This window comes from Candidatus Xenohaliotis californiensis, assembly GCF_963930935.1.
In the GTDB taxonomy this organism is placed as follows: domain Bacteria; phylum Pseudomonadota; class Alphaproteobacteria; order Rickettsiales; family CAWVOK01; genus Xenohaliotis; species Xenohaliotis californiensis.
The window spans coordinates 1-13,687 of record NZ_CAWVOK010000005.1 but is presented as its reverse complement, the minus strand read 5'-3'; the positions used below and the strand labels follow the sequence as shown (position 1 = coordinate 13,687).

At 31.1% G+C, this 13,687-nt stretch carries 7 protein-coding genes and 1 tRNA gene; 4 read left to right on the top strand and 4 right to left on the bottom strand.

Annotated elements, in window-relative coordinates; genetic code table 11:
* Positions 1 to 192 precede the first annotated feature (192 nt).
* From AABI72_RS00635 to AABI72_RS00625, 3 genes are all read left to right on the top strand, one after another.
* Entirely contained in the window at positions 193 to 543 is a 351-nt protein-coding gene (locus AABI72_RS00635; protein ID WP_338363427.1) for a TrbC/VirB2 family protein, read from the top strand.
* A gap of 243 nt (positions 544 to 786) precedes the next feature.
* A complete protein-coding gene (locus AABI72_RS00630; protein WP_338363425.1) occupies positions 787 to 3,123 on the top strand; it encodes a hypothetical protein in 2,337 nt (778 codons plus the stop codon).
* Positions 3,123 to 4,871 carry a hypothetical protein gene (locus AABI72_RS00625; protein WP_338363423.1) on the top strand — a complete coding sequence of 583 codons (1,749 nt, stop codon included), beginning with the start codon at positions 3,123 to 3,125 and terminating at the stop codon, positions 4,869 to 4,871. Before AABI72_RS00630 ends, AABI72_RS00625 begins: the two co-directional genes overlap by 1 nt.
* A gap of 42 nt (positions 4,872 to 4,913) precedes the next feature.
* Here the strand turns inward: AABI72_RS00625 and polA are convergent, their stop codons facing one another.
* Positions 4,914 to 7,592, bottom strand: coding sequence for a DNA polymerase I (gene polA, locus AABI72_RS00620; RefSeq protein WP_338363421.1), 2,679 nt, complete (start codon positions 7,590 to 7,592; stop codon positions 4,914 to 4,916).
* 201 nt (positions 7,593 to 7,793) lie between these two features.
* Between polA and AABI72_RS00615 the strand changes: the two genes are divergently transcribed.
* Positions 7,794 to 7,870: transfer RNA gene (locus tag AABI72_RS00615), tRNA-Ile, on the top strand.
* Positions 7,871 to 7,886: 16 nt separating this feature from the next.
* Here AABI72_RS00615 and lipB read toward each other — a convergent pair.
* The 3 genes from lipB to AABI72_RS00600 all read right to left on the bottom strand — a co-directional run bounded on the left by lipB (position 7,887) and on the right by AABI72_RS00600 (position 13,613).
* Positions 7,887 to 8,525, bottom strand: a complete 639-nt coding sequence (gene lipB, locus AABI72_RS00610; protein ID WP_338363419.1) for a lipoyl(octanoyl) transferase LipB — start codon at positions 8,523 to 8,525, stop codon at positions 7,887 to 7,889.
* Between the two features lie 69 nt (positions 8,526 to 8,594).
* Positions 8,595 to 10,271 (bottom strand): hypothetical protein, encoded by a 1,677-nt coding sequence (locus tag AABI72_RS00605; RefSeq protein ID WP_338363417.1) that lies wholly within the window; start codon positions 10,269 to 10,271, stop codon positions 8,595 to 8,597.
* 30 nt (positions 10,272 to 10,301) lie between these two features.
* The gene (locus AABI72_RS00600; protein WP_338363414.1) at positions 10,302 to 13,613 is read right to left on the bottom strand and encodes a hypothetical protein; all 3,312 of its coding nucleotides are present in this window, start codon (positions 13,611 to 13,613) and stop codon (positions 10,302 to 10,304) included.
* Positions 13,614 to 13,687 lie beyond the last annotated feature (74 nt).

The window sequence follows — 13,687 nt, the reverse complement described above, 5'->3', positions numbered from 1 at the left end:
GGACCAAAAATAGTTAGTACAATTGTAGGAGGAAGCTTTACATGTACTAGTGGAGCAGTGATACCATAAGATTTAAAATCTAATGGCTAAATACAGCAATAAATATCAGTATTAATACATCTTTATTGCTGTTAACTAAAGGTTAAAGAATGTATTGCATAGTAAAACCATTATCTAATTATAGTAAATATTATGATAAAAAATCTTACAAAAGAATCTAAAATTACGTATAGCATCAATCTTTTATTACTAGCTATGGTGTCTTTAGTGGCATTTGATGTTTTTGCTGATAGCCCTCCTGCTACTGATGCAATCACACAAGCCATCTGTAACCTAGAGGTATTTATCACTGGTGGACCAGGCAAGGCTGTTGTAGTGGTTGTAATAGTGTCAACTGGATTTGGTATGTTCTTTGGTAAAATTACCTGGGTTACAGCTATTATTATTCTTATAGGTATAGGAATAACTTTTGGTGGACCAAAAATAGTTAGTACAATTGTAGGAGGAAGCTTTACATGTACTAGTGGAGTGGTAGCACCATAAGATTTAATAAATCTAATGCTTAAATACAGCAATAAATATCAGTATTAATACATCTTTATTGCTATTAACTAAAGGTTAAAGAATGTGTTATAATAATGCTTGCCATCAGCTATCTTGCAACAAAAAATTACATGATAAATGAGAATTTAGACAATTAAAAACATCTTTTCATCAAGGTGACTTTACCATTTGTACTTTATAATGTATTTATGACTATAACTGCTTGAATAAAAACATCAAAGAATGAAAGAGCATCAAAAATTTAAAATTACAACAGATGACATAATACCTTATGCTTGTTATTACAATAAAAATACTGTTTTAACAAAAGATGGTGCATTACTACAAACACTAGAAATAAAATTCCCTAGCACACCAAGTGAAAGAGAAAGATTAAATAGATCTATAAGAAAAACGGTAAGTAAAATAAAAAGGCACAATATTGCAGTTTGGATCAATATTGTAAGAAGTAAAAACTTTATGCATAATGCACCTGTTCAAAATGATATAAAACAAGTCTATTTTGCACAAAAATTAACAAATGAATGGAACAAAAAACATAATTGGAAACAAAGAATATTCAGCAATAAAATATATCTAAGCATTGTTATTGCACCAATTCCAAAAAAATTAATTACCTCTATTTTTACATTTAAAAAAATGCACAAAATACACAGCATTGCTTTAAAGAAAAACCATGCTGCTTTGACAAAAATAAGTAATTTTATTACTAAATCAATAATGCCATATGAAAGCAAAATGCTGTCTATAATCCAAGATGGTGAATTATTTTACTCAGAGCATATGCAATTGTATTATAAGATACTTTATGGTGAAGATAAAAGATTTATAATACAAGCAAAAAATTTATCTTTTTCATTGACCCATAATAGAAAGACTATTATTAGCTTTAATCACATAGAAACAGAAGAAACTAATCATGAGACAAATAATCAAGAAAGTCCTGCAAAAAAATATATAGCATGCTTCTGCATCAAATCACACTATGACATGAGTACTGACTGCATATACCAAATAACCAGCATGGAAAATAGTGCATCATTCACTGAGACAGTAAATTTTCTTAGCAATGCCAATGCTACAAAAAATGTTAAACGCAGTAATTATCTTCTAAAGTTAAGCAAATCAACTAATTTATCTGCGGCATTAGAAATTAATCATATTAATAATGACATTAAGACTAACCATAAAACAATAGCGCATGATCAAACAATTATATCAATATTTGCAAACTCCACTGAAGAGCTCTACAGTAAGTCTGTTGCACTACAACTTGTAGCTGCAAAATTGGGAATAAACATAGTAAGATTAGATATACACTTAGAACGTGGATTTTTTGCCCAACTACCTGGAAATTCTAACTACATGATATACAGGCATCCTATCAGCAGAAGGCATATGATTCAACTACCTATAATAGATACAGAAATTGCAGGCAATCCACATAGAATAAAATGGAATAAGGCATATATAGCAATTTTAACTAATACATATAAAAAGGCATACTTATTCAATTTTCACTGTGATGATATTGGACACACATTAGTACTAGGCAATGTTCAGCAACGCACAACAGTCTTAAACTTTCTTTTAACACAAACAGTTTGCAAAAATACAAAAATTATTATTCTAGACTATAATCAATGTTCTAGAGTATTTATTAATGCAATGGGTGGTAAATATCTAGCTATAAGTCAACAACATTCAAAAAATTCTGCCAAAATTGGTATCAATTTTCTGCAAGAAAATGATAGTCCTAGTGCAAGACAAACAATTAAAAAATGTCTTGAGATACTCAGTGGACAAAAAGATGCCCCTTGGGCAGAAATAGTAAAAGAAATAATGTCTATACCATTAACAACAAGAAGATTAAGCACAATAAAATCATTACTAAATAAGTTTAATATTAATATTGATGATTGGCTAGATTCAGGTAAAAAATCTGGTGTGTTTGATAATGAAAAAACAATTGATATTGTTTCAAACAATACGTATTTAATAGGCATTGACCTCACAAATATAATAGAAGACACACAAGCAATGAAAGTTTTCACTAGATACATACTACATGTAGTTGAAACATTGCCAAAAGACATGTCAACTGTATTAGTATTTAATGAAATAGCAAAAATGCAACACAACAATGCATTATCAACCAACATTAATAAATGGTTATTCCACCTAAATTCTAAAAATACTATTGCTATATTTTCCTCTGATTATAATAAATTGGGAGATCTAAAAATAACTGAAGCACATCCTTCACTTTTGCCAACGCGCATAATGGTTCCATCACCCAATGCACGTAAAGTTGCTGCAAAACTTGGCATAGATAATGCAGAAGAAAGATGGCTACAAACAACTAGACCAATGAGCGGTAAATTTATCTTACAATATGGTCAAAAAAGAGATATACTAGACTTTGATACTAGAAAAGTTAAAACTATAAATATGCTTTATAGTAATAGCAAAAAAATAAGAGCAATGTTAAAATTTAAAAAAGAGCATGGCTCCAGTATAAAAAAATGGATAGATGCTATGCTTAATTGGCATGGCTAATGAAAAACAACACTACAATTCTTGCCTTTGTTTGTCTTATATTATTGCCATGCATTACATGGAGCAGCTGTTTTAATACTAATGGCCATGATGAAAATGTTAATGTAAATGATGATTTTTGCAATGCCTATGGCTATGTAATAGGGTATGAAAAAACACCAGAAATGAGCGCAACTAATCCAAATGCTGCTTTTGATCCCATAATAAAAGCTAAACATTGCACTTGCTTTTTTGGAGAATGGGTGGGAAAAGTGGTAACTTTAAGGGAGGGTGAGTGCTCTGGTCTTTTTACATATGTTGTATATGCAGACAAAGAACAAATTGGTGTAAACAATGATGGTCACATATGCCATCCAGGAATAAACAATCAAGACCCCAGCAAATGTCAAACACAAACAACTGCTATTTGCCTTAAGACCAGTACTGCTGCTAATTGTCACAATACACTGAACATCACAGAACACATTCTAAAATGTCTACCAATACCAATCACACCTGGACCACCAGCGGCATGCAAACAAATGATCACAAAAACTTATCCAAAAATCATACCTGTATCATTAACAAAAGGAAATAGTTATTTTCAGCCAAAGATAAAACTAATGTTAGGTGAAAATTATAAAACATGCAATAATGGAGTTTATGGTGTATATCGTCAGCCAATAAGTGATGCTGAGCATTCATCTGGGCAGTATAGATGTCCTGCTGGTGATAGTTTTGTCCAAGCATTCCTTCCAGAGGCAGAAGTTTTGTATGATATAGATCCTTTCAATGAAACAAATGACACCTTCACACATAATGCAAAAGTTATGCAAATAAAATTTAAACCATCTTTTGATAAAATATGTATTGAAATAGATGGACTAAGCATAGATTGCATACCAAGAAATCCACCAAAAGTTAGCAGTGTCAGCTATAATAGCTCAAAAACTGAGATGTACTACACTTTAACTGATGAAAATAACATTCAGAAAAATGGCACTGTAGAGGTTGTTAATGATACTGATGTCAAACAGCAAAAGATGAAAACCACACCAATGCTTAATAAAAATCTTGGTATAAATCTTTATGCTACTAGAGTCTCTGGTGGTACTAATAAATCATATCTAGATTACTATATTAACTGTCCTAATGGAGATCTAGTTGATGCAGAGCAAATAGGAGGCAAAACTTGTACTGACATTGTTGTTGATGCATATACATGTAATGGTAATGATGTAGTAAATAGTGCATCTGAATGCTCAGCTGGTGCAAATCCTCAAAAAACCAAGGCAAAAAAATGTGTTAACAACATAATACCAAATACACCAGATGTGCAATGTCCAACAACATTGCAACCTAATTATACAGCAAATGGCAATAAACTTTGCATATTTGGTTATAATGACAATAATGTACTGGTTTTTGATTCAAGTAACAATAAATTTACACCATCATACAAAACACCGGAGCTACTCTTTCCAAGAAATGCAAGCTCAGGTACTGGCATAGGTCTAGCAAGCCTGGATCAATCTGAGCTTAATACTTATTCTGGCACCATAAACCAAGGAACAATTGTAAGAAACAACAGTAAATCCCCACCTGCGGGCACAAAATATGAATTAAAACACAGGGAAATGGAATCTGGTGCTAATTCCACAATTATATTTGACAATAAAACACATAGTGCTGTATACCTAACAACAACAAAAGCAGTAGTAAGCGACCCACTACTTTCTAACATGTGCACAGCAATAAAAAATAATTAAGCTAATATTTTGACAATCCATTCAAGCAACAACAAATAATAATTAAGACATTTCTAGCCAATTCATTCCATATTTTATATCCACTACAAGTGGAACACTTAAAGAAAATCTGTCCATCATGCTTTCTAACAAAATATCTTTTACAGTATGCAGCTCATCTATTGGACATTCTAGCACTAATTCATCGTGAATTTGCATAATAATATTAGATTTTAAACCATATTTATTTAGCAAATTAAACACCTTAATCATAGCAAGCTTCATTATATCAGCAGCACTTCCTTGCATTGGAGCATTAATTGCCATACGCTCAGCATATGATCTAAGTGCATAATTACCACTGTTAATACTTGGTACAAAACAATACCTTCCATATATTGTACGCACAAAGCCCATTTTCTTGGCTTCATTCTTAATATTGTCTATATAACTTTTAATACCAGGATAACGATTGAAATAGTCATCAATATACTTATTTGCCTCCTGCACTGAACAACCTAATCTTTTACTTAAACCAAAAGCACTAATACCATAAACAATACCAAAATTAATCATTTTAGCTTTTCTACGCTCTGTGTCTGTCACTTCAGTAGTCTTGCAATTAAACACAGCTGCAGCAGTAGCAGTGTGAACATCAATGTCATTTCTAAACGCTGTAATTAAATCAGTCACTTCTGCATAATGTGCCAATATTCTAAGTTCTATCTGTGAGTAATCCACACTAACCAATAAACTATTCTTCTTTGCCACAAAAGCTCTTCTTATCTTTCTGCCTTCAGTATCTTTAATTGGAATATTTTGTAAATTTGGACCAACTGAACTTAATCGACCAGTTACAGTACCATTGATTAAATAATTTGTCCTAACTCTGCCATCCATTTCTGAATTTTTTAACAATGGTAATAAGTAAGTATTAACCAACTTATTCATACTGCGCCAACCCAATATCTTTCCAGCTATTTCAACTCCATTTTCTTCTAAAGATTCTAGCACTATACTATCAGTTGAGTATATATTAGCCTTTTTGCTCCTACCTTTATGCTCAATCCCCATATGCTCAAACAACACTTCATTAAGTTGTTTAGGAGAATTTATGTTGAATTTAATACCAGCCATTTGATATATTGCATTTTCTAATACAGCAGATCTGTTGTTAAATTCAGTCATCAAAACCTTAAGATAAAATCTATCAATTGCAACACCTAAACTTTCCATGGATGTCAAAACCCTGATTGATGGAGCATCAATCATTTCATATATATAACAAACATTTTTGTACCACAATTCTTTATTCAGATGATTATAAACAGCAATAGATGATACAAACCCTTTAGCCAATGACTCAAAACTAGAATCAATATCACCATTGTTAAACCATTGATTATCATAATCCAACAGCTTATCTTTACCTAATATAGTTGCTATAGCACTTGGTGAGCTATCATTAGTATAAGACTTTATAGCATAAAACATTGTGCTTAAATCACGATAAGCAACAAATAATAAATTAAAATGGTCACATATATGTAGTAATGATTTTGCATCAAAAACTATCTTAATTACATCCATGCTACCTAACAGCTCAGATAAAATATCCAATAAATCTCTAATGGGAATTGCTTTTAGCTCAGTATTGAAATCAAGACTTAAATTATTGGGTTCAAAAGTAGGTACAAAAAAATAATCATCTGGCTCTTCAAAGCCAAGTAATATACCTTTTACTGCTCCTTTAAAACTAAAAATTTCAATAGCAAAAATACCTGCATCATATGCTTTTTGCAATTTTTCTTTCACTAAGGATAACTCTGTAATAGTATCAATCCTTTTACTTTTTGCTATATTCTCATTTCTAGATAAAGAAACATTAAACAATTTTTCAAATCTATTAGTAAGTGCACGAAATTCATATTTAGCCAAAAAATTATTTATCAAATTTGTATCTGCTGAGCCAATCTTCAAATCTTTAATAGATGTTTTTCCTACAGGTGCATCATTGTGAAGCACAATAAGAGACCTAGATAACACAATGTTATCCAATGCATTAATTATTTTTTCCTTACATTTAGCTGCCTTAATTGAATTAACATTATCAATCAATTTTTCGAGCGAGCCAAATTCATTAATTAATTTAACTGCAGTTTTTATACCAATGCCATATGCACCAGGAATATTATCTGAAACATCACCAACTAATGAAAGCAAATCTAATAATTTATCTGGATAAACACCAAATTTCTCAAAAACTTCATTAGCATGCATCTCAATTTCTTTATGTGGATTATATATATAAACCATATCATCAACCAGCTGGGCTAGATCCTTATCAGAAGAAACAATCTCAACTTCAATGCCCATTGCTACACTTTTCTTTGCTAATGTTGCAATAAGATCATCGGCCTCAAAACCTGGACAACGTATGAGTGGCAATGATAATGCTGTTATTGCCTCATCTATTAATGGCAACTGCTTAAGTAAATCAAGTGGTGCAGCTGTTCTATTGGCTTTATAATCAGCATACAAGTCATGACGAAATGTTTTTTCTGCAGAGTCACAAACCACTGCAATATAATCAAACTTTCTGCTACTTAAAAATTTAAGAATCATGCTAGTAAAACCATACAATGCACCAGTAGGAAAATTATCTGATGTTGTTAATGAGTGATGTGAATAATAGGCACGAAAAATAAAATTATAGCCATCAATTAATGCAATGCAACTCACTATATAATCTTAACTACAAATCAAATGTACAATATACACCTAGCCAATGCTAATGCAACAAAATTCTTAGTAAAAACTTATACATACTACATCATGCTATTATTGACAAAATAACTACCTTATAATATTATTATAAAAAATATTGATCTTGTGCTAGCAATCAAAAATAGTAAAAATTATAATTAAATATTGTTAGATAAAGGGCTTATAGCTCAGTTGGTTAGAGCGTACGCCTGATAAGCGTAAGGTCGATGGTTCGAATCCGTCTAAGCCCACCATTACTGCAAGACAATACTATCTATCTGAACCTAAAAAAATATGTTGTTTTTCTTTTAATGCTCTATCTAACATTCTCATACTTATTTTTTGTCCCATATTTTCTAAAGAAGTAATATTTACACCATTAATACCACATGGAATAATATGTTTAAAAAATGATAGATCTGGGCTTACATTAATTGCTAAACCATAATAAGCTATCCATTTTTTTACCTTTATGCCTATGGATGCAATCTTACTCACACCTAAATTTTTATCCATAACCCATACACCAATTATGGATTTCTGCCTGAATGCAACAATACCCAACACTGCTAATGCCTCTATAATCCATTCTTCCATATTAAACACATAAGCTTTTATATCTTTCTTAGTGCATTTTCTTAGGTCAATAATTGGATAAACAACTCGCTGCCCAGGACCATGATATGTATATTTACCACCACGTGCAACCTTCAGCACTGGTACTGATTTTTGCAATGTATCAAGCCATTCATTAGCAGATGCACTAACACCGGCAGTATAAACATTGCTGTGCTCAAGTAACCAGATTAACTCTTGTGCAGAATGAGAATGTATAGCTAAAACTCGTTTCTCCATTGCATCCATTGCAACAGAATAATCAATAATATTAGATACTAACCACTCAACCATAGTATAAAGATTAGCAAAAATATCATTATAACACTACTAGTAAATAGTAGTCAAAGCATGTATTTATCACTAAATACCTAAATTACTTCCTCTATCTGCAACAAAACTGCTACTAACAGAATTTTGATGTGCTTTGCTAACTCCAGTTTTATCCCTTTTATCAAAAGCAACTTTACTAAAATTTTGCTGCATAGCAGCATCACTGCTATTTGGCCAATCAGATTTAAGTGTTGCATCATTTTGTGATAACAATGATGTAAGTGATGTTGGAATAGAAGATTTTTTATGTACTGGGATGTGCATCCAAGTTGGTTTTTGACTATTCCCATTTTGCAATTCTTCATCAATTAGCATATCACCTATGGTGTAAGCATTATTATTTTTGCTGTCAAAACAAATAAAAAACTCATTATTAGCTAATTTTTTCATATTATTAGCTAGACGTTGCTCTATACTAGGAACTTCAAGCCAATTCTTTGCTAAAACTGGCTTCACAAATCCACTTTTCTTATCATAATAAGAAGGAACACCACTTAAATATGAGATAAGATCAGTTGATGATGCAGCATCAGATTTAAAGTCCCTATCTCCAGAACATTTGTATGTTGCACTTCCACCAGGAAAACCCAATGGATTCATATATGAAACATAAAAAAGTCTTTGTCCCTTAACTTCAGAGAGACTTTTATCATCAATATCAAACAACCCTTTTACATTACCCTTTGCACCACTAGCAATAAATTTAATTTTTATGCCATTTATTTCTCGATCTTTTTTATAATCAAGTCCTGACCAAATATTATGGGTATCAATGCATATTGTTCCCACATGCCTTAATGAAGATACTTTATCAACTAGCATTGATTCCAAAAATTTCAACATATCATCAGGATGTATAGCATCCATAGCTGGCATCACAACACATGCTTTAGTCCCTGCTTTAGAATACTGATCAACCTCAGTATTTACAACATAAAGCAAAGGCAATATCCTTAACCTAAATATCTCATTATTACTCATATTGTAATCAATGCCACCAGATACAGTAGTAGGCAATTCCACTGTGTATAACATAGATAAACTACGTTTACCTGAAAACACTTTACGAACATTGACAAGATCTTCTTTGTTTTTTGAAAAACATGCATTATCATATGCATTAACATTCATGGACATTGACATTGATGAAAGAATTATGCACTCAGAATCATTCCATTTACAATCTTTTTTTTGAGGAAAATTAACACTATTAAATTCTGGTGGATTAATTGATCTGGTAGCCAAAATAGCATTTAAAAACTCTAGGTTGCTCATATTATGTAATCTATCATAAAAATCATTACCTCTATCATGAAAATCTCTAGCAAACACCCCAACAAGCCTTGCTCCAGGAGTACAACTATAATTATAAAGATCATACCTGTATTTATTCAGCATGCCTAGAATATAATTTTGATCAATAATAAATTTTACCCTGGCTATCTCATGATCCTTATATTTATACATATTAAACATACCATCTTGCATGTCTTTCTCACTATATATGTTATGATAACTAGGCTTATAATGATGTTTAGTGTATTTTTTACCATGTTGTTTCGATGCAGTACCTATGGTGTCATAAGTTGCATTGCCCCAATGTTTAAAATAACTAGGCTTATAATGATGTTTAGTGTATTTTTTACCATGTTGTTTCGATGCAGTACCTATGGTGTCATAAGTTGCATGGTTATAACTACTTTTCATAAAAACCTTATTAAAATTAGCTGGTATTTTCTATATAGTTTTACTATTTGCTTCTCCATGTTGTGGCAATCTACTAGCATTAGCATCATTAAACATATAACCAATTTTTCTATCATTCAAATCCCTTGCATCATCATCAAAGACATAATCAGAATCTGATCTACTAATATAATCATCTTTGTCTCTGCTTTTAGATTCTCTATTCCTGTCAACACATCTATCAAGCATTTTTTTATATACTACAAAACCATCATACAAATTATTTGCTGCACTCAACCTACTTGCTATACTACGTGAACAAACATAATCTACACAAGCTTCAGATAATACTCCAATATCTTCTTTTACATCAAAATGTTTTTGATATGTGGAGCTGGATATAAAATCACCTGTAGATCTAAGGAGCTCTATTAAACCCTTGGCAAGTCTAAAATTAAGCATAATGCCATTTTCAAAATATAAATTGCAATCACTAGATCTTCCTAAATAATCAAGATCACCAACCAATTGTTCTGCACAAAGCAACATATCATGCAAAGCAACAGTAGCCTGAGCCATAGTTTGCGATAGCGGAGCAGCTTCTAAACTTTGTATCTGATTGTTAATATCTGATATTACCATTGAATAAAGTTGCTTAATTTTTTTAGATAAAACATACTTATACATAGTATGATTAGTGAATTTGTCATTTATTAATGCCAACATATTTCTAATTTTAGAATGCTGACTTGTATCTGCTGCATCTTTAGTATGTTTGGAAAATAAACATTTTATAAAATATTTTTCATCATCATTACCAACTGCAAACAAACCTTTAATTCTTTTGTATATATCATTATCAGAGATAGAATAAACATCATCAAAATCATGCTCAAATTCTATATCAAGATCTTTGCAAGATAATCCATGGCGTGCAAAATATTTATATAATTTGTGTTCTCTTGCAAAAAATTTTAACGTATCAAAAGCTAATCTGTGATCATATTTATATTCATCAAATTGAATAAGTAATTGTTTAAGTGCTTCACAATAACTATTAGCATTATATATCATGACATTTTTTAAGCCATTATAAGAATCTTGATCTGTAAAATTCTTTCCATTTAGTTGTTGAATGATTTCAAGAAAACCATAATACAATTCATCAGCCTTTGCTGCATAGTCATGTGAGCCCATAACACTGTCAAGCTCGCTTAATGCATCTTTTTCATAATCTAAAAATTTATCAGAAATATCACTAACTAATTCATCTAATGCAGAACCATTCCTTTTTTGCATCATTTTCTTTTCAGAAAACATATCCATAAAAATCTGAAGTTTAGTTCTACTGGAGCCAATAGAATCAACAAATTGACCATCAATATCTGAAACAAACATAATTACATCAGTACATAGTCTGCTCAATTCACTAACAAAGTCTAAGTCTGCACTATTTATTATTCTTTCAAATATAACATTAATTAACTGCAATGCTTCATTTTTTATTTGCATTAACTCAGCTTTTTCAGAATCTGAAAATGCAGTAACACTGGCACTATCCCTTTCTCTATTTTTGGGCATATCAATAGACATATCAAGACCATCAAATTTATCTTGAAATATTTGCAATCTACTTTCTAGTTTTTTAATAGTAGCTGCATCCACGAGAGAGTTAGTATTAAGTGCATTAATATCTACAATAAATCTGGCTAGATCAATGCGTAGTGCATGCAAATCATTAATATAATCTGAAGTTAAAACTCTCCTTTCTGTATTATAGTCCAGTATATCACACACCTGTACAAATAAGTGAAAAACCATATAATTTGTTTGCATCATCACAGCTTTTACAACATTTTTTTCTTCTGTGCTAGACATATCAGGCGACTTATGCATGAGATCTGCCATATCTATTTTTTCTTTAGAATCAATACACAAATTTTTTGCAATTTCATTAGCATACTTCTCCCAACCATTATGAGAATGTTTTGGATAAAGATGTATAGCACCACTTTCATAAGAATGCCAAATCTGAGTATCGTTAAGTCTTGCGGCCTTAGGAAGAAAATCACTACAAGCAACACAATCACTAATTTTTTTAACAAATGATCTATCTCCTGGTCCATGCATACTAAGAGTTGGGTTAACAACAAAATACTCATGCACATATCGTGAAAAACCTAAATCTTTTGCAGAATCACCTGCATACAATCTTTTCTGCATTGATGGTATTAAAAGCCTGATACATTGCACATCTTCTTTTCTATGTCTTTCGCCATTGCTAGTATAGCAATAACCAACACCATTATGATATTGAACATTTTGTGGAGAAATATCAGTACTACTTACATCAACTGCAACACATGCTAAATTATCAAAGCTTTCTTTATTAGATAAAATAACATGATGTACAGCATCAAATAAAGCTTCATCTAAAAATCTTCTATCATCTTCATTCATCTGCTTAGCAATAAATAAATTTGGTATTGAAACCCAAGCTTTTCTACCATTTCTTCTGGCTTTATTACTGGCATGCAATAACAAAGGCTTAATTCTATTTATAAGACTATCTACAAATAGCTGTCTTTCAGATTTAGCAGGAGTAATATCGGGGGCAATCATAAATATTATGTTGCCTGCAAGCAATTTATTGTCTGGTAATTTAAAATTAACTACCACAGACATCTCAAGATCATCCAATATCATTTTCTCCTGAGCAACCCACAATTGTCTATTATATAACTTACTAGCAGTATTTTCATCAACCATTCTGCTAGATAAGATCAGTGACAAAAGATCAGAAACTTTCATCTGTGATATTTTATCTCTAATTTTATCTTCATCCACAAGACCATACTTCTCTCGTGCTGCACATAAAACCATGGCACCACAACTATCAAAATCTGCTTTAATATTTTTCACATACTGTTCAACATGTGATGCAATGCTGGCTGTTAATAACCATTCTGTCTCAAGATCAAGTTTATTATATGCATTATTTTTTCTATATATTAATTTGCGTTTCTTTGCAGTAAGCTCTTTTTGAAAAGAATCTAATATGCCAAGCATGCGCCTATGATGTAGATTTTTTGATATTGAATTCCTATTATTAAAAACTACATTTTTATATTTTAAATATCTATTAGCATTTGATCTTTTTCTTTTTTGTTGTTTTGCATACTTTAATTTTCTCATCTTGCTATGCTTTTGCAAAAATTCTAATGAGGGCATATGCTCCAACCTTTTTACCTTTGAATGTGCATGTTTTAACCTCCTCAACTTACTATGCTTTTGCAAAGACTCCAGTGAAGATTTATCATTGCTGCTAAAATCATATCGTAAAATTTTTTCTCTGTGCTTCATAAGCTTTATCTTAAGCATAATATTATTAATTATATACTATTTTAATAAAAATTTGTTAATATATATATAATAAA